We start from the raw sequence: 23,346 nt of genomic DNA, 5'->3' as shown, positions 1-23,346 counted from the left end.
GCTCCACCCGCTCACCCCCGCGGAGGTAACCCGTGTCCCGACGTCTCGCCACCCTGTTCGCCTCGGGCGCGCTCGCGCTGCTCGCCACCCTCGCCATCGCCTCCCCCGCCGCCGCCGTCACCCCCGCACAGAAGCTGTCGGTGCTCTCGAGCTGGACCCAGACCAGCGCGTCCAGCTACAACGCCTGGAACAGCGCCCGCGCCAACCAGGGCGCCTGGGCCGAGTACGGCTTCAACTGGTCCACCGACTACTGCTCGTCGAGCCCGGACAACCCCCTCGGGTTCACCTTCAACATGTCCTGCTACCGGCACGACTTCGGCTACCGCAACTACAAGTCGGTCGGTCAGTTCCCCGCTAACAAGTCCCAACTGGACAGCGCCTTATACGAGGACCTGAAGCGGGTCTGCACCAGGTACAACGCGGTCGTCCGGCCGGCGTGTTACAGCCTTGCCTGGACCTACTACCAGGCGGTCAGCATCTTCGGCTCGGTCGCGGCCGTGCAGCAGGCCGACATCGACCGCGCCGCCAAGATGAAGGCCGACGCCGAGCGCCGAGCCGGAGTAAACAGCTAACCCCCACCGCCCCACCGCCCCACCGCCCTCCCCACCGCCCACCGCCCACCGCCGCCCTCGCCCGCGCACCGCCCGCCCTCGCCGCGTTGATCAAGAGGTTTGCGTCATCTGGACGCGCTTCCATGACACAAACCTCTTGGTCAACAAGGCCGGCGGCGGAACGCCGGGGGCAAGGCCGGCGGCAGAACCCCGGGAGGCCAGGCCGGCGGCGGAACGCCAGGAAGCCAGGCCGGCGGCGGAACGCCGGGAGGCCAGGCCGGGGGGCGGGTCCCGGCGGTGCGGTCAGGCGTGTTCCGTCCAGGTTGCCGGGTGTCGGTGGCCATCGGAGGGACCTTGTGGCACCGACTGGGACAGCCCGGTGCTGAAGCGGATCGAGTCCTCCGCCAGATCCGGATGCTCCACGTCGAGCGCCAGCGCCGCCGCCTCCTCCAGGCCCAGTTCGGCACCCTCGCCGTACGCGTCGTCGAAGGCGGCATCGCCCAGCACCCCGCGCAGCCCGGCCTGCTGATCAGCCCAGTAGCCGCCGTAGATGCCCGGCGTCGCCCGCATGCTGGCCCGGGTGGCCTGAGCCGCACCGAACAGCCGGGCGGCGGTCAGCGGGTCACCGCCGGCGGCGCAGCGCACCGCGATCGCGTTCAACGTGTCGCACGCCCGGCCGTGGTAGCCGTGACCCATCCGGGAACGCAACGCCACCAGCAGGTGCTCGTGCGCGGCGATCACGTCGCCGCGGGCCAGCGCCACCATGCCGAGCAGCATGTCCACGGAGCGTCGGCCCCGCTCCACCGGCCGGGCCGCCTCCACCGGACGGACCGCACCCAGCAGGTCCGCCGCCTCCTCCAGGGCGCCCCGCCGCCACAGCAACTCGGCGAGGCTGTACACCGCGAACAGCGCCTCGCCGACCACGTCCTGCCCGTGTGCCCAGTCGATGACCTCCCGGCACACCCGCTCGGCCTCGACGAACTGGCCCATGTCCACCAGGGGCGCGGCCCGCCCGGCGAGCACCCGGGCCAGCAGCCCGGCGTCCGCCGCCTGCCGGGCAGCCGCCTCCGCCCGCTGGGAGAAGCGCAACTCCTCGGCGAACTCGCCGTCCGCACCGGCGTGCAGCGAATGCATGTGGTACGCCGCCGCCAGCTCCGCCTCGGGAATCCGCTCGCCGGTCTCGGCGATCCGTCCGTACAGCCGGAACAGCCAGAGCCGGCCCTCCCGGGCCAACCCGCGCTCGCGCCACCACTGGTCCAGGCCGCCGGCCAGGCCGAGGCCGGCACGTGCACTGCCGCCGGTGGCGCACCAGCGCAGCGCGGCCCGCAGCTCCCCCGCCAGCGGGTCGAGGGCGTAGAGCGACAGCGTCACCGGCCGGCCGTCCGGGCCGAGGTGCGCACGCTCCAGCGCGTGCGCCGACCAGGCCACGTGCCGGTCCCGGGCAGCCTGCTCCTCGCCCGCCTCGGCCAGCCGCCGCGCCGCGTACGCCCGGATCGGGTCGAGCATCCGGTACGTACTGCCCGCGGCGCGCGGCTCGGCCAGCACCATCGACTTGTCGACCAGCACCGAGAGCGGGTCCAACGGGTCGTCGCCCAGCAGCCACTCCACCGTGGGCAGGTCCACCGGCCCCGCGAAGACCGCCAGCCAGCGCAACAGTCGGGCGGCCCGAGGCCCCAACGTCCGGTACGACCACGTGACGGTGGCCTGCATGGTCAGGTGCCGCTCGGTGGCCGAGCGCTGCACGGCCCGACTCGCCGGGGTGGGTGGCGACGCTCCCGCCGCCGCGGCCACCAGGTCCACCGTGTCCTGTTGGTTGCCCGACCAGCCCCGCTCCACCGGGGGCGGCTCCGGGTCCTCCCGGCCGGCGTCCAGCGTGCCGAGCACGTCGTCCAGCCGCTCGGCGAGCTGACCGACGGAGAGCACCCGCAGCCGCGCCGCGGCCAGCTCGATGGCGAGCGGCAACCCGTCCAGCCGCTGCACCACCCGGCGCAGGTCGGCCGACTCCGCCGGGTCCGGTTGCCGGCCACCCCGGGCCGCCGCCGTACGGTCCAGCAGCAGCGCCACCGCGTCGCTCTCCGCACCGTCCGGGCTCGGGTCGACCGAGAGCGGCGGAATACGCCACACCACCTCGCCGGGCAGGCTGAACAGCTCCCGGCTGGTGGCCAGCACCCGCACGCCCCGCCCACCGGACAGCAGTCGCGAGATGACCTCGGCGCAGGCGGCCGGTTGCGCGTCGCAGGTGTCCAGTACGACCAGCATCCGGCGGCCGGCCGCGTACTCGACCAGGGTGTCCAGCATCGGCCTGCCCGGCTCGGGTCGCAGCCCGAGCACCGCGGCGATGGCGAAGGCCACCAACCCCGGGTCGGTCACCGCGGCGATGTCCACGAACCAGACCCCGTCCGGGTACGCCTCGACCACTCCACTGGCCAACTCCACCGCGAGCCGGGTCTTGCCCGCGCCACCCGCGCCCAGCACGGTGACCAGCCGGTGCACCTCCACCAGCCGGCCCAACTCCACCCGCTCCTCGCGTCGACCCACGAACGAGGTGACCTGACTCGGCAGGTTGTGTGCCACCGCGTCGGCGGTGCGCGGACGCGGGAACTGTCGCTCCAGGCCGGGCGCCACCAACTGGAACAACCGCTCCCGGTCATCGAAGCCGCGCAGCCGGTGCAGGCCCAGGTCGAGCAGGGTGGCGCCGGGCGGCAACGGCTCGGCCCGGCGGGCGGTGGACGCGGAACAGAGCACCTGCCCGCCGTGCGCGGCGGCGGCCACCCGCGCGGCCCGGTGCACCTCCGGGCTGGCGTACTCGCCGTCGCGCGGCTCGGCGTAACCGGTGTGCAGGCCCATCCGCACGCGGGGCGCTGCCTCCCGGCTGGGCCACTCATGGTTCGCCAGCGCCCGCTGGGCGGTCAGGCAGGCGGTCAACCCCGCCGAGGCGTCGTCGAAGGCCAGGAAGAACGAATCGCCCTCGGTCAACAATTCAGCGCCACCGGTGCTGGCCAGCGTCCGGCGCAGCAGACGGCGGTGTTCGGCGAGCACCGGGCGGTAGTCGGGGCCGAGTAGCTGGGCCAGCCGGGTCGAACCCTCAATATCGGTGAACACGAAGGTCACCCAACCGCTCGGGAGCTGGATCCGTGGCGACATGCGTGGAACCTCCGCCCGTGACGTCGGGTTCATGCTGCCTGAGTCCGAGCGATCACACATCGTGAGAACGGCCGGGCAGATGCCGCCTCAAGGTGCCACTCGCGCCCACTTGCGGCAAGACCGGCCCGCCGACTGGCGGGCATTTGCCCAGGTCAGCAGCCGCAGGCCCCGCCACAGCAGCCGCCGCCGGAGGAGGCCGGAGCACCAGCCGAACCGCCCGCACCCCGGCCGGTCACCGCGATCGCGGACAGCAGCTTGACCGTGTCGGCGTGCCCCTGGGGACAGGCGGCTGGCGCGCTGGCGGCCGCCATCGGGCGGTTGACCTCGAAGGTGTCGCCGCAGGCGCGGCAGCGGAACTCGTACCGGGGCATGGCACCAGGGTACGTCCGGACCTGACGCCTTGCGGGGCATGGGTAATACTCGACAGGTGGTGGACGGCGAGGACAGAACGCGTGCACGACCGCTGCGACCGGCGGTGCCGCTGGACGGGCCGTTGGAAGGCTCGGGGGCTGCCCCCGATCCGGTCAAGCGGGTGCCCCGCCCCCGCCGGCCCTGGCTGAGCGGCGGTGCCGCCGCCTCGGGCCCGTCCGCCCCCGCGGAGTCCGGATCGGACTCGAGCGCCTACACCGAGCCGACGGCGGACGCTCCGAAGGCAGACGCTCCGAAGGTAGACCCGGCGGTCGGAGACCTGACCGCCGACGCCTCGTCGGGCGGGCCGAAGCCCGAAGCCTCGTCGGCCGAGCCGAAGGTCGAGGCCACATCGGCAGACGCGAAGGTCGAGGCCACATCGGCAGACGCGAAGGTCGAGGCCGCGTCGGCGGACGCGAAGACCACGACCACGTCGGCCGACGACGCGAAGACGGGCACCCCGGCCGGCGACGCCGCCAAGACCACAGTGGACGGAATCCCCGCGTCCGACCTCGGTCGTCGGCGACGCGTGCCGTTCGCACACGCCGTACGCCTGCCACCGCCCCGCCAGGCGGCGGCGACCGCGGCGCGGGCGACCCGCGCCTGGGCCCGCCGGCCCAGCGGCCGGCTCACACTGCCGGGAATCTTCCTGCTCGCCCTGGTGGCCGTGACCGCCGCGGCCGGCGCGCTGCTCGTCCCCTCCGCCATCCGCGCGCCCCGCCCGGTCGCGGTCGACGGCTCCGCCACCGCACCGACGGTCGTTCCGTCCGCCGTGCCGTCGGGCCTCCCGGGCGCGCCGTTGCCGACCGGCCCGCTCCCCACCGGTGGACTGCCCGGCGGCGGGTTCCCTACCGGGCCCGCGCTCGGGGGACGCCCTTCGGACGCCCTCGCCGGCTGGGCGCAGCAGGTCGGCGCCAAGGTCGGCGTCCCACCGATCGCCATGCAGGCGTACGGCTACGCCGAGCTGGTGCTCGCCCAGACCAACCGCAGCTGCGCGCTGAGCTGGACCACGTTGGCCGCGATCGGGCAGGTCGAATCCGGGCACGGCTCGGCCAACCGCGCCGTGTTGGGCCAGGACGGCAAGGCCATGCCGGAGATCATCGGGCTGCCGCTGGACGGGAAGGACGGCCGGATGCGGATCACCGACACCGACCGTGGGTCACTCGATCATGACACCACCTTCGACCACGCGATCGGGCCGATGCAGTTCATCCCGACCACCTGGCAGGAGATCGGCGCGGACGGGGACAACGACGGCGTCAAGAACCCGCACGACCTGGACGACGCGGCACTCGCGGCCGGAAACTACCTCTGCAAGGGCGGCCGCAACCTGAGCATCCCGGGCGACTGGTGGAACGCGATCCTGTCGTACAACGACGTGCGCCGGTACGTCCAGGACGTGTACAACACCGCGAACCGGTACGGACAGGCCAGCCGCTCGTGAAGTGATCGTCCGCTTACATTGGAGAACTGGACACTTCCCCCCGGCAGCTGTTAGCGGCAAGCTAGACGGGTGATGGTGCGCGAGTGGGACCCCAGGACCGCGTCGTCCGCCGAGATCGCGTCGCTGCTGGGCACGCTGAACGCGGTCCTGGCGACCGATCTGCCGCAGGACCCGCCCTGGCGGGAGACCTCCCTGCGGGAGTACCTCGCCGAGGTGATGCCCGGCGAGCGGCGGATCTCCTGGATCGGCCAGGCCGAGCCGACCGATCCAGGCGAGCCGGGGGCGATCCTCGGGCAGGTCCACGTGCTTCTCCTCGGTGACATCGGCGTGCTCGAGGTGCTGGTGCACCCCTCCGTCCGACGCACCGGCCTCGGTCGTGACCTGGTGCTCCGGGCCGCCCGGCGCGTCTACCAGGAGGGCTTCCGGTCGATCGGGGTCGAGGTGGTCGGCGACACGCCGGCGGTGGGCTTCTACGAGGCGCTCGGGTTCACCCGGGAGTATGTGGAGACGCGAAGCGTGCTCGACCTGACCGCGGTCGACTGGGCCGAGCTGGCCGAGATGGCCACCGGCATCGGGGCGGGCTATCACCTGGAGTTCTTCCCGGGCGGTCCGCCGGACGACTTGATCGAGGCGTACGCGCGGGCCAAGGCCGAGGTCCGTGACGTGGACGACGGCGAGCTGCGTCCCAGCTCGTACGACCCGGAGCGGCTGCGGGACAGCCTCGACACCCTGCACCGGCGAGGCATGAAGCCGTACATCGTGCTCGCCCGGCACGAGCAGAGCGGCGAGGTGGCCGGTCTGACCGAGGTGGTGGTGCCGGCACAGCACCCGACCCGCGCCGACCAGTACGACACGATCGTTGCGCAGAACCACCGGGGTTACGGCATCGATCGGGCGATCAAGGCCCGGATGCTGCTGGAGCTGCGGTCCGCCGAGCCCGAGCTGGCCGAGGTCCAGACCTGGAACGCCCAGGCCAACGAGGCGATGCTCAAGGTCAACGCCGAGCTGGGCTACCGGCCCGACCGGGACTGGTGCGAATACAGCGTCGACATCGCCGAGCTGGTGCACCGTCTCGATCCGCCACGCTGAGGCCGCCCCGCCGAGGAATTCACGAAACTGTCCAATGGGGGATGGACGGTGGACAGCCGCGCACCTTAACGTGCGTTGATTCCCGTCCACCCATCGTGGAGGCCCTATGCGCCCGCGCCGCACAATCGCCGCGCTCGCGACCGCGACCGCCGCCGTGACTGTCACGGCCCTCGGCGTCGCACCCACCGCGGCCAGCGCCGCGCCCACCGACCTGTTCATCTCGGAGTACGTCGAGGGCTCGTCGAACAACAAGGCGATCGAGCTGTACAACGGCACCGGTGCCGCCGTCGACCTCACCGCCGGCGGCTACCAGCTCCAGCTCTACTTCAACGGCTCGGGCACGGCCACCACCATCGCGCTGACCGGGACGGTGGCCGTCGGCGACGCGTTCGTGTTCGCCAGTGCCTCGGCGGGGCCGGCGATCCTCGCCCAGGCCGACCAGACCACCGGCGCGAGCCTTTTCAACGGCGACGACGCGATCGTGCTGCGCCGTGGCACCACCGTGCTCGACTCGATCGGTCAGGTGGGCGTCGACCCGGGCACCGAGTGGGGCGCCGGTGCCACCAGCACCGCGGACAACACGCTGCGCCGACTGCCCGTCGTGACGGCCGGCGACACCGACCCCTCGGACGCGTTCGACCCCGCCGCGCAGTGGGCCGGCCTCCCGGTCGACACCTTCGACGGGCTCGGCACCCACACCGTGGACGGCGGAGGGCCGGTCGACGCGCCGGCGACGCTGACCTGCGGCGGGCCACTGGTCACCGCCGGCGGCACGGCGGCCAGCCGTGAGGTCACCGCCGCCGACTCCGACGACACGATCGTCGATCTGGCGGTGACCGCGGTCAGCCCGGCCCCGGCCACCGGCTCGATCACCCGCACCGCGTTCACTCCCGCCGACGGGGTGGGCGGAACGGCCCGCGCCACGGTCGCCACGAGCGCCGACCTCGCCGCCGGGGCGTACACCGTCACGGTCACCGCGACCGACGCGGACGGCGGCAGCGCCACCTGCGCGCTGGCCGTGCAGGTGACCCGGGAGCTGACCGTCGGCGAGGTGCAGGGCCCGACCACCGACGCCGAGGCCGGCCCCGCCGACCGGTCGCCGCTCGCACCGGCGAGCGGCAACGGCACCAGCAGCACGCTGTACGACGTGCGCGGCGTGATCACGCAGTTGACCCTCGCCCGCACCGCGACGGGCGCGGACCAGCGCGGGTTCTTCCTGCAGAGCCGCACCGGCGACACCGATGGCGACCCGACCAGCTCCGACGGCGTCTTCGTGTTCATGGGCGCGTTCACCTCGCTGATCGGCGGCTATGTCCCCGCCGTGGGCGACGAGGTGGTGCTCCGGGCCCGGGTGTCCGAGTACTACAACCTGACCCAGCTCTCCGGCGCGTCACTGGTCCGCCGGATCGCGACCGGCCTGAGCGTGGACGCCACGGTCGCGGTGACCGACGCGGCGCCGCCGGTGGAGTTCGCCGACGCGCAGCGCTTCTGGGAGCGGCACGAGGGCGCCCGTCTGCGGGTCCGTGCCGGCAGCGGTGCGGTCAGCGGCCGGGACGTCTTCTCCTCCACCGCCGACGCCGAACTGTGGGTGGTCGACCGGGACGACCCGCTGCTGGACCGCACCGACGCGTACGCCCGACGGGTGTTCCGGGACACGCACCCGCTGGACAACGACCCGGCCCGTGGCTTCGACGACGGCAACGGCCAGCGCGTGCTGCTCGGCAGCATGGGCGTGAAGGCCACCGCCGGGGACAGCACCGCGCTGCTCCCGCCGGCGCACACCTTCGACAAGCTGCGCGCCGACGCGGTGGGCGGGGTCTACTACTCGTTCGAGAAGTACGGCGTGCAGGTCGAGCGGGCCGAGTTCGACGCCGGGGCCGACCCGTCGAAGAACAACCCGCCGCAGCCGGCCAACCGGTCGCAGGAGGTGGCGGTCGCCACCTACAACGTGGAGAACCTCTACGACTACCGGGACGATCCGTTCGACGGCTGCGACTTCACCGGCAACGCTGGCTGCCCGGGCGTCGCCCCGCCGTTCGACTACGTCCCGAGCAGCGAGGCGGACTACCGCGAGCACCTCACCGCACTCGCCGACCAGATCGTCAAGGATCTGCACGCGCCGGACCTGATCCTGGTGCAGGAGGCCGAGGACCAGGACATCTGCACGGTGTCCGGGGCCACGCTGGCCTGCGGCGACACCGACAACGCCGATGGCGCTCCGGACACCATCCAGGAGCTGGCGCTGGCGGTGGCAGCGGCCGGCGGGCCGGCCTACGCCGCCACGTACGACCGATCCGGCGCGGACGCCCGCGGTATCACCGCCGCGTTCCTGTACCGCACCGACCGGCTGTCGCTGCCGGCCGCGACGCCGGGCGACCCGCTGCTGGGCTCGGCGCCCACCGTGCAGTACCGCGCCCCGGGGCTGCCGGCCAACGCCGACGTGCAGAACCCGAAGGCTCTGAACGCGGTGCTGCCTGCCGACGTGGACACGTCGACCGGCAAGGACGGGGACAACGTCTTCACTCGTGCCCCCCAGCTGGGCAAGTTCAGCGTCGCCGCGACGCCCGGCTCGACCGAGCGGTTCACCCTGTACGCCCTCAGCAACCACTACTCCTCCGGCCCGGACAGCCGGGTCGGGCAGCGTCGGGAGCAGGCGGCGTACGGCGCGGCGATCGTCACCGCGATCGAGGCGGCCGATCCGCACGCCCGGGTCGTCTACGGCGGGGACCTGAACGTCTTCCCCCGCCCGGACGATCCGTTGCCCTCTGGGCACCAGGAGTTCAGCGCCACCGACAGCCAGCCCACCCCGTCGGACCAGCTCGCCCCGCTCTACCAGGCGGGCCTGCACAACCTGTGGGACAACCTCGTCGCGGACGTGCCGGCCTCGGCCTACTCGTACAGCTTCGAGGGGCAGGCACAGACGCTCGACCACCTGTTCGTCAACGACGCGCTCTACGCCGATCTGGTGCAGGTGCGGGCGGCGCACATCAACGCCGACTGGCCGGCCGAGTTCACCGGCGACGGGTCGCGCGGGTCCAGCGACCACGACCCGCAGGTGGCTCGGTTCCGGTCCCGGGCGTCGCTGACCGTCGCCGACACGACGGTGGTCGAGGGCAACCAGGGCACCCGGCAGCTCACCTTCACCGCCACCGTGTCCCGGCCGCTGTCCCAGCCGGTGCTGCTCTGTGCCGCCACCGTCGGCCTGACGGCGCAGGCCGGCTCCGACTTCGACCTGTACGCCGGCTGCAAGCTGCTGGCCGCCGGGCAGACGTCGGTCGCCTTCCCGGTGACCGTCCGCGGTGATCGGAAGAGGGAGTCGGACGAGAAGTTGACCCTGTTGGTAGCCGGCGTGCCCGGCCTGCGGCTGGCCGATCCACTCGCGGTCGGCACCATCACCAACGACGACTGACCCGCCGCGCTCGATTCACGGCCCGTCGTCCCGGTGCAGAGCCGGGCGACGGGCCGTTTCGTTGCCGCGCGCGCCCTCGGCGGAATCAGTAGTAGTCGTGGGTGCTCGCAGGAGGTGGCAGGTGACGGAATTGCGCGACCCGCACCTCCCACTGGCTGCGCCGACGCCGAGCCTCCCGATCTGCCGAGGAACGGTGGTAGGTCTCGGGTGGGCGGGCCAGCCCGTAGATGTCCGCCCACCACTCCCCCGGCTCGGGGTCGAGGATGGTGTCCAGGTGTGAGGGGTAGCGACGGCCGGCGCCGTCGTGGATGTCCTCCCGGTCGGCCATCGGCTGGATCACCCGCCCGTCCTGGTCGACCACGGCCAGACGAAGCCCGGCCGCTCCGAGCAGACGCTCCAGCACGACCAGACTCGGAGTCAGACTTCCCGCCTCCACCCGACCCACCGTCGAGGGCGCGACCTTGGCAAACCGGGCCATCTGGTGCTGGCTCAACCGCACGAGCCGACGGGCCCGCCGAACCAGACCCGCGATGGGAAACGGACCGATGGTGGGACCGGTGGGAGGAGGATCGAGGGCCGACGTCATGCGCCCACCCTCCACGGGCCGCACACAAGGTTCAATCCCTGTGGATAAAGCTGTGGACAACCGGTGTGCTCATCGGCTGCCCGTCCACCTGGCACCTGGCACCTGGCACCTGGCACCTGGCACCTGGCACCTGGCACCTTTACATCCTTTGCTCTACATCCTTTGCTCTGCTTCAACGGACGCAACAGAAAACGGTCCCAAGTGTTGCGTGGAGTGAAGCAGAGCAAAGGATGCGAGGGAGGGCGTCGGCCCCCGAAGGCGCGCGACACACGAAGAGCCCGCTTTGCACGGCCAACCCGCACCCGACCCTGCGCGACACGAGGCCGCCCGACCCGACCCTGCGCGACGCCGGCCGACCCGACCCGAAGCGACGCCGGCCGACCCGACCCGAAGCGTCGAGCAGCCCGCTCAGTAACGTTCGCGCAGCAGGCCGGCGGCCTCGACCGCCCAGTAGGTGAGGATGATCTGCGCGCCGGCCCGCTTGATCGAGGTGAGCGTCTCCAGCATCACCCGCTCCCGGTCGATCCAGCCGTTCGCGGCGGCCGCCTCGACCATCGCGTACTCGCCGGAGACCTGGTAGGCGGCGACCGGAACGTCCACCGCGGCCCGCACCGCCGACACCACGTCGAGGTAGGGCAGCGCCGGCTTGACCATCACCAGGTCGGCACCCTCGGCGACGTCCAGCTCGACCTCACGCAGCGACTCGCGCAGGTTGGCCGGGTCCTGCTGGTAGGTGCGCCGGTCGCCCTCCAGCGCCGACTCCACCGCCTCCCGGAACGGGCCGTAGAACGCCGAAGCGTACTTCGCCGCGTACGCCAGCACCGCCACATCCTGGTGGCCGGCGGCATCGAGTGCCCGGCGGACCACGCCGACCTGGCCGTCCATCATCCCGGACGGCCCGACCATGCCGACCCCGGCGGCGGCCTGGGCCACCGCCATCTCGGCGTACGCGGCGAGGGTGGCGTCGTTGTCCACGTCACCGTCGGGGGTGAGCAGCCCGCAGTGCCCATGCGAGGTGAACTCGTCCAGGCAGAGGTCGCTCATCACCACCGTGGAGTCGCCCACCTCGGCCACCACGTCCCGGATGGCGACGTTCAGGATGCCGTCCGGGTCGATGCCGCCGGAGCCGGTCGGGTCCCGCTGCTCGGGCACGCCGAAGAGCATGATCCCGCCGACGCCGGCGCGGACCGCCTCGACCGCCGCCTTGCGCAGCGAGTCCCGGGAGTGCTGGAGCACCCCCGGGAGCGACCCGATGGCCCGGGGCTCGGTCAGCCCCTCCTTGACGAACATCGGCACGATCAACTCGGCCGGGTCGACCCGGGTCTCGGCGACCAGCCGGCGCACCGCCGGGGTGCGGCGCAGCCGGCGGGGCCGGATCTCTGGGTACGGCATGAGGGGCCTCTCCTCGGACGACTACCGGAAGCGGAGGGCGGTCGGCCCCTGCACCTTCGAGCCACGACGCTGCTTGGCCGGCATGGCGGCGAGCTTCTCGCGCAGTTCGACGGCGTAGGCGGCGAGCGCCTCCACCAGGTCGGGCACCGAAGCGTGCGGCGGCTGGACGTCGACCCGCAGGCCGAACTCCGTCGCGGTCTCCGCCGTCTTGGGCCCGATTACGGCAACAACGGTACGCGTGTGGGGCTTCCCGGCGATACCGACGAGGTTCCGCACGGTGGAGGATGACGTGAACAGGACAGCGTCGAACCCGCCCGACTTGATCGCGTCCCGGATCTCGGCGGGCGGCGGAGCGGCCCGGACCGTCCGGTATGCGGTCACGTCGTCGACCTCCCAGCCGCGCTCGGTGAGCCCGGCGGCGAGCGTCTCGGTGGCGATGTCGGCGCGCGGCAGCAGCACCCGACCCACCGGGTCGAGGATCTCGTCGTGCGGCGAGAACTCGGCCAGCAGCCCTTCGGAGGACTGCTCCCCGGCGGGGATCAGCTCCGGCTGGATGCCGAAGGCGCGAACCGCGTCCGCCGTCGCCTCACCGATGCAGGCGATCTTGACGCCGCCGAAGTGCCGGGCGTCCAGCCCGTGCTCGGCGAACTTCTCCCACACCGCGCGAACCGCGTTGACCGAGGTGAAGATCACCCAGGCGTACCGGCCGTCGACCAGGCCCTTGACGGCCCGCTCCATCTGCGCCGGCGTCCGCGGCGGCTCCACCGCGATGGTCGGCACCTCGCACGGGATCGCCCCGTACGCACGCAGCCGGGCACTCATGGCACCGGCCTGCTCCTTGGTGCGCGGGACCAGCACCTTCCAGCCGTACAGCGGGCGGTTCTCCCACCAGCTCAGCTTGTCGCGCTGGCCCACCCCGACGCCGACGGTGAGCACCACCCGGCCGGTGAAGCCGAGCGCGGCGGCCACGAAGCTGTCCACGGTCGACGTGGTCGTGTACTGGGTCTCGCCGGTGCCGTCGCCGGTCACCCCGACGCCGGTGGTGCCGTCGACTCCGGCGGAGAGCAGCCCGTCCCGGACGGCGGCGAGATCACCGGCGTCCACCGCGAGCGCGAGCGAACCTCGGCCGACGGCCGCGGCCAGCGCCTCGAAGTCCAGCACGCTGACGTCCTCGACGTCGGCGGCGGTCCGTACGCCCGGCAGCGGGACGCCCGCGTAGGTCGCCACGCCCTCGGCCTGGCCGACACCGGGCACCACCTCGAAGTGGGCGGCGGTGCGGGCCACGGCCTGCACCTCCTTGACCACCGAGTCGTGGCCGAACGGGTCGCCGGCGACCAGGTGCACCGCGTTCAGCCCGGAGCGGGCCGCGGAGATCAGCACCTTCGCCACGTCCCCCGGTGCGCCTTCCGCCGGCGTGAACTCGGCATCTTCCCTGGCCTCGGCGCGGACGACGGTGAGCAACGACTCCGGGACTCCCCGGTCGTAGATCACCTGGTCGGCGTCGACCAGGGCGTCGTGCGCCCGACGGGTCAGCAGGCCCGGGTCGCCGGGGCCAGCCCCGACGAACGCGATACGGCCGACGGGCTTACGGGTGCGGGTCATTCTGTGCTCCCAAATTGCTGGGTCCCCGGGCCGGTGTGTCCATCGTGGCCGAGGATCGAGTCGGCGCCGAGTTCGAGGAGTTCGGCGGCGAGTGCCTTACCGATCTCCGCCGCGTCGGCGGGCGTTCCGGTGCGGGACAGCCGGAGGTCACGAGTGCCGTCCGGGCTGATCACCGCCCCGCGCAGGTAGATCTCATCGCCGGTATCGCCCTCGGCGAGTTCCGCATAGGCGGCGACGGGCGCGCTGCACCCGGCCTCCAGGGTGGCCAGCAACGCGCGTTCCGCGGTGACCGCGGCTCGCGACGGTGCGTGGTCGAGCACCGCGAGCAGCTCGACCAGGTCCTGGTCGTCGATCCGGCACTCCACGGCCAGCGCGCCTTGTGCGGGCGCGGGCAGCATCAGCATCGGATCCAGCGTCTCGGTGATCTCGTCGGCCCGACCGATCCGGGCCAGCCCGGCCCGGGCCAGGACGACGGCGTCGAGGTCGGCCTCGGGGCCGACCACCCGCGCCAGGCGGGTGTCGATGTTGCCGCGAATCGGGGTGACCTCCAGTTGGAGACCGAGCGCGTGCAACTGGGCGATCCGGCGCAGCGCGCCGGTGCCCACCGTGGCCCCGGGCGGCAGCTCGGCGAGCGTCCGGCCGCCCTGGGCGATCAGCGCGTCGCGCGGGTCCAGCCGGGCCGGCACCGCCGCGATGTGCAGCCCGCCGGCGGCAGCCGTGGGCAGATCCTTGTAGGAGTGCACCGCGAAGTCGATCGTCCCGGCGGTCAGCGCGTCGCGCAGCGCGGAGACGAACACGCCGACACCGAGGCGGTGCACGGGCGCGCTGGAGCGGTCACCGGCGGTGACCACCTCGACCAGCTCGACCGAGCGCCCGGTGGCGGCGGTCAACGCCTCGGCGATCTGGCCGGACTGGGCCATCGCCAAGGCGCTGCCCCGGGTGCCGAGGCGCAGGGGGGCGGTCATCGCACACCTCCGGTGGGCGGGGTCGGGTCGGCAGCGTCGGTGCCGAACAGCGGGTCGATGCCGCCGAGCGCCGCGCCGATGTCGGGGGAGAGCACGTCTGGGACGGTGTCCACCGGCGAGGTCTGTGGCACCTGGAGGTCGAACAGCTCGCGCAGCAGGGCCGCGTACTGGTCGCCGCCGGGCTCCGCGGCGAGCTGGCGGACCTTGACGGTGGGCTGGTGCAGCAGCCGCTGCACCACCCGGTGCACCGTACGGGCCACCTCGGCGCGCAGGTCGTCGCCGAGGTCGGGGCGGCGCTGGGCCAACCTGCGCAGCTCGGCGGTGACCACGTCGTCGGCCCGGCCTCGCAGCGCGGCCACGGTGGGCGCCACGTCGGCACCGCGCAGCCAGCTGAGGAAGCCCTCCACCTCGGAGAGCACGATCCGCTCGACGGCGGCGGCGTCCGCGGCGGCGGGACCGTCGGCGAGCAGAGCCGCCATCCGGTCGATGTCGATCACCTCGACACCGGGCAGCTCGGCGACGCCCTCCTCGACGTCGCGCGGGACAGCCAGGTCGAGCAGGACCAGCGGGCCCCGCGTCGGACCGCGCTCGGCCAGCGCCTTGCTGACCACCGCGCGGGTGAGGACCGGTTCGATGGACGCGGTGGCGGCCACTACGATGTCCACTGTGGAGAGGGTGTCGGCCAGCTCGGTCATCGGCGCCGCGGAGGCCCCGTACGACTCGGCGAGCCGGACGGCCCGGTCGGCGCCCCGGTTGGAGACGGTGAGCGGCCCGGCGCCCAGTCGGGACAGCGTGGCCACCCCGAGCGAGCCCATCGCGCCGGCCCCGACCACCAGGGCGGGGTGGCCGGCGAGGTCGCTGCCGAGGTGCCCGGCGGCCAGCTCCAGTGCGGCGGTGACGACGCTCTGGCCGGCCCGGTCGATGCCGGTCTCGGCGTGGGCCCGCTTGCCGACCCGCAGCGCCTGCTGCATCAGCTCGTGCAGCAGCCGGCCGGCCGAGTCGGCACCGGTGGCCCAGTGGTACGCGTCACGCAGTTGGCCGAGGATCTGCGCCTCGCCGACCACCATCGAGTCCAGACCGGTGGCGACCCGGAAGACGTGGTCCACGGCGGCGGCGTCGTAGTGCACGTAGAGGTGGTTGGCGAACGCCCCGGGTGTGCTGCCGGCCTGCTCGGCCAGGACGGTGCAGATGTCACCGAGCCCGCCGTGGAAACCGGACACGGCGGCGTAGATCTCCACCCGGTTGCAGGTGGAGACGAGCACCGCCTCGCTCACGTAGGGCTGGGCGACCAGGCGGTCCAGGGTGCGGGTGAGGTCGGCGGGGGGCACTGCCAGCTGCTCCAGCGTGGCGACCGGGGCGGTCCGGTAGGACGCGCCGACGACAAGCAGTTTCACGTGCCGATCGCCTCCTGGGTGTCGTTGGCCGCGAGCCCGCCGGGCAGGGCGGTCAGCGACGCCTTGCGGTGCTCATGGAAGGACAGGATCTGCAGCTCGATGGCGAGGTCCACCTTGCGTACGTCGACCCCCTCCGGCACCGAGAGTACGCACGGCGCGAAGTTGAGGATGCTCGTCACGCCGACGGCGACCAGCTGATCGGCCACCCGCTGGGCCGCGGCGGCCGGGGTGGCGATGACGCCGATCGAGATGGACTCCTCCGCGGCGACCGCCGGAAGCTCGTCCACGTGCCGGACGACCAGGCCGTTGATCACCTCGCCGACCAGGGACGCATCGGCGTCGAGCAGTGCGGCGATCCGAAAGCCGCGGCCGGCGAAGCCGTCGTAGCCGGCCAGGGCGTGACCGAGATTACCCACGCCGACCAGCGCGACGGCCCGGCGCTGAGTGAGCCCGAGCACGTACTCGATCTGCTCGATCAGCAACGCGACGTCGTAGCCGACGCCCCGGGTGCCGTACGAGCCGAGGTGGGAGAGGTCCTTGCGGAGCTTGGCGGAGTTGACCCCGGCGGCGGCGGACAGGCCCTCGCTGGAGACCGTCTCGTGGCCGTCGTCGGCGAGGTTGTGCAGCGCACGCAGGTATTCCGGAAGCCGCGCGACGGTCGCCTCGGGCAGGTCCGGGAGCGCCGGTACGGCACCGGCGCGGCCGGGCGCGCCTGGGTGACGGTGCTGACTCATGAGACTCCGTGCGGTGCGATCCTCGGCCAACTCCGCTGGTGGGCCGCTTATGGACTCCCGCTGGCGACCGAGGTTGCCGGCTGTGCTAGCAGGGCGCGTCGGAACTAGAGAGTAGGCGCTTGTGAAGACGTGCACAAATCGCGATCTTGTCGCTGCGCGACGCGGCTCCACCAGCACCTCCATTCCGCAAGATCGATTTGGCGGCCGCCCATCCCCGCCGGCCAGGGCGATTATTGCTCAATCCCGACTTCTCTGACCAATCCCACAGCTCACTCTGAGCCCACCGCCCCCACCCGCACCGCCCTCCCCCGCGATCATGCACTTTCTGCCCGGACGTCTGAGGCGTAGCGGACATATCACCGACAGCAACTGCAAGATCGGCGCTGGCCCGGGCGCTGGCCCGCGCGGGGCGTGCGCGGGGCGGGCGGGGTAGGGGCAGCACTACGGGGCAGAGGCGGGGCGACGGGATGGGAGGTGGGGGTGCGGGTGCCTAGCCTTTGAGGCATGACCGCCGTTGCCGTGACCGGCGACCAGCAGCCGCTGGCGCCGAGCATCCCCCGTCAGCTCTTCGTCGACTCCGGGTACGTGCTGCTCGGCCTGCCTCTGGCCGTCGCCAGCCTCGTCGTCCTTGTCGTCGGCCTCGCGGTGGGCGTCGGTTTGGTGGTGACGGTGATCGGCCTGCCGATCCTCAGCGGCACCCTGTACGCCGCGCGAGGGCTGGCCGACATCGAGCGGCTGCGGCTGCCCGCCGTGCTCCGGCAGCCCCGGATCCGGCCGCACTACCGACTGGCCGAAGCGGGGGCGAACGCCTGGCGGCGGATCTTCGTGCCGATGCGGGACGCCCAGTCCTGGCTCGACCTGGCCCACGGCATCCTGCGGCTGATCGTGGCGATGGCCACCTTCGTGGTGGCGCTGGTCTGGTGGGCCGGCACGGTCGCCGGCTCGCTCTACTGGGCGTACGACTGGGCGCTGCCCCGGGCCGAGGGCGAAGGGGACAGCGACCTGGCCCAACTGCTCGGCCTGGGTGACTCGACCACCGCCCGGATCGGGCTGTACACGGCGATCGGGGTGTTCTTCCTGATCACCCTGCCGATCGTGGTGCGCGGCTGCGCGCTGCTCCAGGCCAGCTTCGCCCGGGCGATGCTCACCGGCGTGGCCGAGATGCGGGACCGGATCACCGTGCTGGAGGAACAGAAGCGCGCGGCCGTCTCCGCCGAGGCCTCGGCGCTGCGTCGGCTGGAACGCGACATCCACGACGGTCCTCAGCAGCGCCTCGTCCGGCTGGCGATGGACCTCAGCCGGGCTCGCCAACAGCTCGCCACCGACCCGGAGGCGGCCGGCCGGACCATCGACGAGGCGGTCACCCAGACCCGGGACACGCTGGCCGAGCTGCGGGCGCTGTCGCGGGGCATCGCCCCGCCGATCCTCGTCGACCGGGGCCTGCCCAGCGCCCTGGCGGCGCTCGCCGGCCGCGGACTGATCCCGATCGAGCTCCAGGTCGACCCGCAGCTCGGCACGCCGGGCGGGCGACTCGACCCCGCGGTGGAGAACACCGCGTACTTCGTGGTGGCCGAGGCTCTGACGAACGTCGCCAAGCACAGCCGCGCGACCGAGTGTCTGGTCGCCGTTCTCCGCCAGAACACCAAACTCCGGGTACGGGTTGGCGACGACGGGCAGGGCGGCGCGCACCTGGCCAAGGGGCACGGGCTGGCCGGCATCGCCGACCGGGTCCGGGCCGCCGGCGGCGAGTTGGCCGTGGTGAGCCCGACCGGCGGGCCGACTGAGATCCGAGCGGATCTTCCGCTGTGAGCCGGCCGGACAGCCGGGTGCCGTACCGCGTCCACCGGACCGGTCGGACGTGGTAGACAACACAGCCATGCGAATCGTGATCGCCGATGACGCCGTACTGCTCCGGGAGGGGCTGGTGCGGCTGCTGACCGAGAGTGGGCACGAGGTGGTGGCCGCCGTCGGGGACGGCGACGCGCTGGTCGAGGCGGTGGTGGAGCACCGCCCGGACGTGTCGATCGTCGACGTCCGGATGCCGCCGTCGCACACCGACGAGGGGTTGCGGGCGGCGGTGGAGGCGCGCCGGCTGGTGCCGCGTTCCCCGATCCTGGTGCTCTCCCAGTACGTCGAGGTCTCGTACGCCGACGACCTGCTGGCCACCACCGGCGGCGCCGGCGGCGGGATCGGCTACCTGCTCAAGGACCGGGTGGCCGCCATCGACGAGTTCCTGGACGCGCTGCGCCGGGTGGCGGCCGGCGGCACCGTACTCGACCCGGAGGTGGTCGGTCAGCTCTTCGCCCGACGCCGCCGGGACGATCCGCTGCGTGAGCTGACCCCGCGCGAGCGCGAGGTGCTCGCCCTGATGGCCGAGGGCCGCTCGAACACCGCCATCGCCCGCGCCCTGGTGGTCAGCGACGGGGCGGTGGAGAAGCACGTGCGCAACATCTTCACGAAACTCACCCTGCCGCCGGACACCGAGCAGCACCGTCGGGTGCTGGCCGTCCTCACCTACCTGCGGAACTGACCTCCCGGGCCAACTCCACCGCCTCGGTGAGGGTGTCGGCCACCGGGTGGCCGGAGGAGCGCAGTCGAGCCGGGTCGGTGAAGCCGCCGGTGTAGAGCACCACCCGGCCACCCACCGCGAGCGCCGCGTCCGCGTCGTCGATCGAGTCGCCGATCAGCACCACCGAGGTGCCGTCCACGCCCAGCTCGGCCAGGTGCTGCCGGAGCGACTCGGCCTTGCGGTCGCCGCCGACGGCGGCCCGCAGCCCGTCCACCCGCGTGAAGTGGCCGGTCAGCCCGAAGGTGTGCACGGTGGGCACCAGCTCCTCGTGGAACCACATGGAGAGCAGGCTCTGGCTGCCCGGCCAGGCGCCCATCGCGGTCCGCGCGTCCGCGGCCAGCTCGCAGGTGGTCAACCCGCTGCGGTACGCGTCATGGAAGAGCCCGTCCAGCCGGCCGAACTGCTCCTCGTCGACGGCCTGGCCGAGCACCTCGGCGTAGTACTCGGCGATCGGCCGGCGGAACCGCACCCGATGCTCGTCCAAGCTGACCGCCGGGCCGCCCATGCTGGCGAACGCGGCGTTGGTGGCGGCCACCACCAGGCTGAGGTCGTTGAGCAGCGTGCCGTTCCAGTCCCAGACCAGGTGGGGGTGCGCAGAGGTCATCCGAGCACCATAGGCACCGCTCAGAGTTGCGGCGTCGTCAGGTCCCGCAGCAGCCGATCCTCCTCCACCCGCCAGTAGCCGTGCTCCTTGCCGTCGAGCATCACCACCGGCAGCCGGTCCCCGTACTCCCGCTCCAGCCCCTCGTCGCCGGTGACGTCCCACTCGACCCACTTGTCCCCGGTGACCGCCACCACCCGGTCGAGCGCCGCCTTGGCGTCGTCGCACAGGTGGCAGCCGGGCCGGGTGATCAGAGCGAGCCGGGCGTCAGTGGACATCGGTTACCTCCGTGCGAGTGTCGGCGAACGCCGGCGGGTCGGTCGGTGTCGCCGACCGGAGCTGAGTCTTGCGTACCTTGCCGATCGCCGAGTGCGGCAGGGCGTCGACGAACTCGACGGCGGTCGGGCACTTGAACCGGGCCAGGTGCCGCGCGCAGTGGGTGAGCAGCTCCTCGCTGGTCACCGGCCGCCCTGGCGCCGGCACCACGTACGCCCGGACAGTCTCGCCGGTCCGCGGGTGCGGCACACCCAGTACCGCCGACTCGGACACCCCGGGGTGCCCGGCGAGCACCAGCTCGACCTCGTGCGGATAGACGTTGAACCCGTTGACCAGGATCAGCTCGCCGAGCCGGTCGACCAGGAAGAGGTCGCCGTCCTCGTCGGCGTACGCGATGTCGCCGGTCCCCCACCAGCCGTCGGCGTCCGGGCCGCCCCGGCCGTCCGGCCAGTATCCGGTGAAGAGGTTGGGGCCGTGCACGACGATCTGCCCCGGGTCGGTGCCCGGTGCCACGTCGGAGATGTCCAGCTCGTCCTGGTCCTCGTCGAGGGTGGGCACGCCGTCCCGCCACAGGTCCACCCCGTCCGCACCGACCAGACGCACCCCCACACCGGGCAGCGGCCGGCCGATCGAGCCGGCCTTGGCCACACCGCCGACCAGGGTGGAGGTGAGCACCGGCGCGGTCTCGGTGAGCCCGTACCCGACGTGCACCGGATGACCGGTGACCTCCGTGAAGCGTGCCGCGACCGCCGGCTCCAACGGTGCCGCGCCGCAGACCGCCAACCGAACCGACGCGGTCGCCGCGCGGACCGCCGCCGCGCCGGCCCACGCCAGGAACATCGACGGTACGCCGACCAGCACGCTGACCCGGTGTCGGGCGATCTCGTCCAGCCCCGCGGCGGGCCCCGGCTCGTCGAGCAGCACGCCGGTCGCGCCATGGTGGACGACCGCGCCGAGCACCGAGTTGAGCCCGTACGCGTGGAACAGCGGCAAAGCCAGCAGCACGGTGTCCGCCGGCCCGACCACCGGCGGCTCGATCCGGTCGACCTGGTCCTGATTGGCGAGTAGGGCACGGTGCGGGAGCATCGCGCCCTTGGGCCGCCCCTCGGTGCCGGAGGTGTAGAGCAGGACGGCCAGGTCGTCGCCGCCTCGCCGGGCGCGGAGCGGCGTCTCCGGCGCGTCGGCAGTCGGTGGCGTGCCGTGCACGGCGGTGAGCGCGGGCAGGTCGGCGGCGACCTCGGCGACCAGTCCCCGGACCCGGTCGGTGCCGATCAGCACCGACGCGCCGGAGTCGGCGAGCACGTGTCGCAGCTCCGGGGCGGTGAAGCCGGGGTTGACCGGCACCGCGACCAGCCCGGCGCGCAGCGCACCGAGCCAGCCGACCACGAAGTCGGGGGTGTTGGGCAGGGCGATCGCGACGCGGGGTGGGGTGTCACCCGGGTCGGTGGGCGGCACGGCGGCGTTCAGGCCGTGCGCGGCCGCGTCCACCGTGGCGTCCAGTTCGGACCAGCTGATCGTCCGTCCCCGCCAGTACAGCGCGGCTTGGTCGCCGTGATCGAGAGCCGCCCGGTGAACCCGGTCGGCGAGGTTCGGCGCGGAGCTTGCGGCTGCGTCCTGCACGATGGTCGAGTCTGGCACAGCACGCGGCGACAGGCCACGCCCAATGGCGGCCGCAACGGGCGGACGACGGCCGCGCGCAAGTCCCGCTAACGGGACCAGCGGATGTGACGCCGACGATCCGAAAGCGTCTCGCGTGTGGGACACATGGCGTCGATCGTCGACGGATGGGGCGAGCCATGGCGACGACCCGCCGCGTTGGCTCAGCCGAACGGGCACAACGCCGCTGAGCAGGCGATCCATCCTGGATCCCAGTGCCGCGCAAAAGTCAACTACACACGACGGACAACCGGTCCGCCGCTGGTGCGACGGAGCGGGAAATACTTCCGCCCTGTGTAACGGACTTGCCACACGCGGGTGACGTTGGCCCTATCATCACTCGGGTCGGCTCACCCGATTTGCCGTGAGTCGACACCCCTCAGCCCGAGGAGGCCCCCGTGCCTGTGAGCGCATTGGACCAGCACCTCAAGGGGAACTGCCGCCCGTCGGCACACCCCGGACCAGCCCTGCCCGACCGGAAGCCCGGTCGGTCCGCCCCGACGACGACCCGCAGACCGGCCCGACCGGCGACCGACGGATCGGGGGCGACACGGTGACCACCTTCGGTTACGCGGAACGCCCGGTCGGTCTGCCCGCTCCGGCGGCCCGCGCCCACGCCAACGAGCGGCCGTCCGCCCGCGCTCCGCTGGACGAGCCGTCCGGCAACGCCCTCCTCAGCGAAGGCGTGGCAAAGCGGATCCGAAATCGCCCGCCGCATCACAACGAGCCGCCACCAAGACCGGCGGTGCCCGGCGGAAACGCGAAACCGGCCGGCGGGCGGGTCGCCGTACCTGCTCGACCGACCATGCCTCCGGCCCAGGGTCGGAGGGTCGGCGAAGCGCCGGCGACCACCGATCCGGCGGCGGGCGAGACCGCGGTGATTCCGGTGGTGCCGGCCGCCACCAGCCCGACCGGCTTCCCGAGCCGGCCCGACCCGTCCGACCCGGCCACTGAGGTCTGGACGCTGGTCGAGCGCGCACAGGCCGGCGAGTCCGAGGCGTTCGGGCTGATCTACGACCGGTACGTCGACACCGTGTTCCGGTTCGTCTACTTCCGGGTCGGCAACCGCCAGCTCGCCGAGGACCTCACCTCGGACACCTTCCTGCGGGCGCTCAAGCGGATCGGCAGCTTCACCTGGCAGGGCCGCGATCTCGGCGCCTGGTTGGTGACGATCGCCCGCAACCTGGTCGCCGACCACTTCAAGTCCGGCCGGTACCGGCTGGAGGTCACCACCGGTGACGTGCTCGACGCCGACCGGGAGGACCGGGGCCCGGAGGGCAGCCCGGAGGCGGCGGTGGTCGAGCACATCACCAACGTCGCCCTGCTCACGGCCGTGAAGCAGCTCAACCCGGAGCAGCAGGAGTGCATCGTGCTCCGGTTCCTCCAGGGATTCTCGGTCGCCGAGACGGCCCGCGCGATGGGCAAGAACGAGGGTGCCATCAAGGCACTCCAGTACCGGGCGGTCCGCGCGCTCGCCCGGCTCCTGCCCGACGGCTTCCAGCCGTAGCCCTTTTCTCGGCGGGACC

The 23,346-nt window shown here is 72.9% G+C and carries 18 protein-coding genes; 7 read left to right on the top strand and 11 right to left on the bottom strand.

The window, feature by feature from the left end:
* Positions 1-32 precede the first annotated feature (32 nt).
* The gene (locus tag V6V47_RS17575) at positions 33-572 is read left to right on the top strand and encodes a phospholipase (RefSeq protein ID WP_334629332.1); all 540 of its coding nucleotides are present in this window, start codon (positions 33-35) and stop codon (positions 570-572) included.
* 282 nt (positions 573-854) lie between these two features.
* Here V6V47_RS17575 and V6V47_RS17570 read toward each other — a convergent pair whose 3' ends face one another.
* Together V6V47_RS17570 and V6V47_RS17565 are read right to left on the bottom strand one after the other, a co-directional pair.
* Positions 855-3,695: an ATP-binding protein gene (locus tag V6V47_RS17570; protein WP_334629331.1), complete on the bottom strand. Its 2,841-nt coding sequence runs from the start codon at positions 3,693-3,695 to the stop codon at positions 855-857.
* 152 nt (positions 3,696-3,847) lie between these two features.
* Positions 3,848-4,066: an FmdB family zinc ribbon protein gene (locus V6V47_RS17565; protein ID WP_334629330.1), complete on the bottom strand. Its 219-nt coding sequence runs from the start codon at positions 4,064-4,066 to the stop codon at positions 3,848-3,850.
* A 38-nt stretch (positions 4,067-4,104) separates the two neighbouring features.
* On the opposite strand from V6V47_RS17565, the gene V6V47_RS17560 reads away from it, so the two are divergent.
* From V6V47_RS17560 to V6V47_RS17550, 3 genes are all read left to right on the top strand, one after another.
* Positions 4,105-5,547, top strand: coding sequence for a lytic murein transglycosylase (locus V6V47_RS17560; RefSeq protein WP_442934253.1), 1,443 nt, complete (start codon positions 4,105-4,107; stop codon positions 5,545-5,547).
* A 72-nt stretch (positions 5,548-5,619) separates the two neighbouring features.
* Complete coding sequence (locus V6V47_RS17555) at positions 5,620-6,636, top strand: GNAT family N-acetyltransferase (RefSeq protein ID WP_334629415.1); 1,017 nt, start codon at positions 5,620-5,622, stop codon at positions 6,634-6,636.
* A gap of 106 nt (positions 6,637-6,742) precedes the next feature.
* A complete protein-coding gene (locus V6V47_RS17550; protein ID WP_334629329.1) occupies positions 6,743-10,045 on the top strand; it encodes a lamin tail domain-containing protein in 3,303 nt (1,100 codons plus the stop codon).
* A gap of 85 nt (positions 10,046-10,130) precedes the next feature.
* On the opposite strand, the gene V6V47_RS17545 is transcribed toward V6V47_RS17550, so the two are convergent.
* From V6V47_RS17545 to V6V47_RS17520, 6 genes are all read right to left on the bottom strand, one after another.
* On the bottom strand, positions 10,131-10,631 hold the full coding sequence (locus V6V47_RS17545) for a helix-turn-helix domain-containing protein (protein ID WP_334629328.1): 501 nt from the start codon (positions 10,629-10,631) through the stop codon (positions 10,131-10,133).
* Between the two features lie 408 nt (positions 10,632-11,039).
* On the bottom strand, positions 11,040-12,023 hold the full coding sequence (gene hemB, locus V6V47_RS17540) for a porphobilinogen synthase (RefSeq protein ID WP_334629327.1): 984 nt from the start codon (positions 12,021-12,023) through the stop codon (positions 11,040-11,042).
* A gap of 21 nt (positions 12,024-12,044) precedes the next feature.
* Positions 12,045-13,625: a uroporphyrinogen-III synthase gene (locus V6V47_RS17535; RefSeq protein ID WP_334629325.1), complete on the bottom strand. Its 1,581-nt coding sequence runs from the start codon at positions 13,623-13,625 to the stop codon at positions 12,045-12,047.
* On the bottom strand, positions 13,622-14,590 hold the full coding sequence (gene hemC, locus V6V47_RS17530; protein WP_334629324.1) for a hydroxymethylbilane synthase: 969 nt from the start codon (positions 14,588-14,590) through the stop codon (positions 13,622-13,624). Before hemC ends, V6V47_RS17535 begins: the two co-directional genes overlap by 4 nt.
* Positions 14,587-15,984 carry a glutamyl-tRNA reductase gene (locus tag V6V47_RS17525; RefSeq protein WP_334629323.1) on the bottom strand — a complete coding sequence of 466 codons (1,398 nt, stop codon included), beginning with the start codon at positions 15,982-15,984 and terminating at the stop codon, positions 14,587-14,589. The genes hemC and V6V47_RS17525 overlap by 4 nt, the downstream gene beginning before the upstream one ends.
* Positions 15,981-16,718: a redox-sensing transcriptional repressor Rex gene (locus V6V47_RS17520; RefSeq protein ID WP_334629322.1), complete on the bottom strand. Its 738-nt coding sequence runs from the start codon at positions 16,716-16,718 to the stop codon at positions 15,981-15,983. The genes V6V47_RS17525 and V6V47_RS17520 overlap by 4 nt, the downstream gene beginning before the upstream one ends.
* A 504-nt stretch (positions 16,719-17,222) precedes the next feature.
* Between V6V47_RS17520 and V6V47_RS17515 the strand changes: the two genes are divergently transcribed.
* Both V6V47_RS17515 and V6V47_RS17510 read left to right on the top strand, forming a co-directional pair.
* Positions 17,223-18,527, top strand: a complete 1,305-nt coding sequence (locus tag V6V47_RS17515) for a sensor histidine kinase (protein ID WP_334629321.1) — start codon at positions 17,223-17,225, stop codon at positions 18,525-18,527.
* 67 nt (positions 18,528-18,594) lie between these two features.
* On the top strand, positions 18,595-19,248 hold the full coding sequence (locus V6V47_RS17510; protein WP_334629320.1) for a response regulator transcription factor: 654 nt from the start codon (positions 18,595-18,597) through the stop codon (positions 19,246-19,248).
* Here V6V47_RS17510 and V6V47_RS17505 read toward each other — a convergent pair.
* From V6V47_RS17505 to V6V47_RS17495, 3 genes are read right to left on the bottom strand one after another with little or no spacing between them, the layout of a single operon-like run.
* Complete coding sequence (locus V6V47_RS17505; RefSeq protein ID WP_334629319.1) at positions 19,229-19,891, bottom strand: HAD family hydrolase; 663 nt, start codon at positions 19,889-19,891, stop codon at positions 19,229-19,231. The two genes, V6V47_RS17510 and V6V47_RS17505, sit on opposite strands and share 20 nt — an antisense overlap.
* A gap of 20 nt (positions 19,892-19,911) precedes the next feature.
* A complete protein-coding gene (locus V6V47_RS17500; RefSeq protein ID WP_238658313.1) occupies positions 19,912-20,166 on the bottom strand; it encodes a glutaredoxin family protein in 255 nt (84 codons plus the stop codon).
* Positions 20,156-21,784, bottom strand: coding sequence for an AMP-binding protein (locus V6V47_RS17495; RefSeq protein ID WP_334629318.1), 1,629 nt, complete (start codon positions 21,782-21,784; stop codon positions 20,156-20,158). The genes V6V47_RS17500 and V6V47_RS17495 overlap by 11 nt, the downstream gene beginning before the upstream one ends.
* A gap of 589 nt (positions 21,785-22,373) precedes the next feature.
* Between V6V47_RS17495 and V6V47_RS17490 the strand changes: the two genes are divergently transcribed.
* Positions 22,374-23,327 (top strand): ECF subfamily RNA polymerase sigma factor, BldN family, encoded by a 954-nt coding sequence (locus V6V47_RS17490; RefSeq protein WP_334629317.1) that lies wholly within the window; start codon positions 22,374-22,376, stop codon positions 23,325-23,327.
* Positions 23,328-23,346: the final 19 nt, after the last annotated feature.

This window comes from Micromonospora sp. CPCC 205539 (assembly GCF_036906815.1).
In the GTDB taxonomy this organism is placed as follows: domain Bacteria; phylum Actinomycetota; class Actinomycetes; order Mycobacteriales; family Micromonosporaceae; genus Micromonospora.
The sequence above is the reverse complement of the archived record's forward strand: the minus strand, read 5'-3'. Positions and strand labels throughout refer to the sequence as shown.

Bases quoted from the DNA above. Each gene is read 5' to 3' on its own strand.
- V6V47_RS17570 (WP_334629331.1), bottom strand. From the start codon at position 3,695: ATGTCGCCACGGATCCAGCTCCCGAGCGGTTGGGTGACCTTCGTGTTC.
- V6V47_RS17565 (WP_334629330.1), bottom strand. From the start codon at position 4,066: ATGCCCCGGTACGAGTTCCGCTGCCGCGCCTGCGGCGACACCTTCGAG.
- V6V47_RS17560 (WP_442934253.1), top strand. From the start codon at position 4,105: ATGGGTAATACTCGACAGGTGGTGGACGGCGAGGACAGAACGCGTGCA.
- V6V47_RS17555 (WP_334629415.1), top strand. From the start codon at position 5,620: ATGGTGCGCGAGTGGGACCCCAGGACCGCGTCGTCCGCCGAGATCGCG.
- V6V47_RS17550 (WP_334629329.1), top strand. From the start codon at position 6,743: ATGCGCCCGCGCCGCACAATCGCCGCGCTCGCGACCGCGACCGCCGCC.
- V6V47_RS17545 (WP_334629328.1), bottom strand. From the start codon at position 10,631: ATGACGTCGGCCCTCGATCCTCCTCCCACCGGTCCCACCATCGGTCCG.
- hemB (WP_334629327.1), bottom strand. From the start codon at position 12,023: ATGCCGTACCCAGAGATCCGGCCCCGCCGGCTGCGCCGCACCCCGGCG.
- V6V47_RS17535 (WP_334629325.1), bottom strand. From the start codon at position 13,625: ATGACCCGCACCCGTAAGCCCGTCGGCCGTATCGCGTTCGTCGGGGCT.
- hemC (WP_334629324.1), bottom strand. From the start codon at position 14,590: ATGACCGCCCCCCTGCGCCTCGGCACCCGGGGCAGCGCCTTGGCGATG.
- V6V47_RS17520 (WP_334629322.1), bottom strand. From the start codon at position 16,718: ATGAGTCAGCACCGTCACCCAGGCGCGCCCGGCCGCGCCGGTGCCGTA.
- V6V47_RS17515 (WP_334629321.1), top strand. From the start codon at position 17,223: ATGACCGCCGTTGCCGTGACCGGCGACCAGCAGCCGCTGGCGCCGAGC.
- V6V47_RS17510 (WP_334629320.1), top strand. From the start codon at position 18,595: ATGCGAATCGTGATCGCCGATGACGCCGTACTGCTCCGGGAGGGGCTG.
- V6V47_RS17505 (WP_334629319.1), bottom strand. From the start codon at position 19,891: ATGACCTCTGCGCACCCCCACCTGGTCTGGGACTGGAACGGCACGCTG.
- V6V47_RS17500 (WP_238658313.1), bottom strand. From the start codon at position 20,166: ATGTCCACTGACGCCCGGCTCGCTCTGATCACCCGGCCCGGCTGCCAC.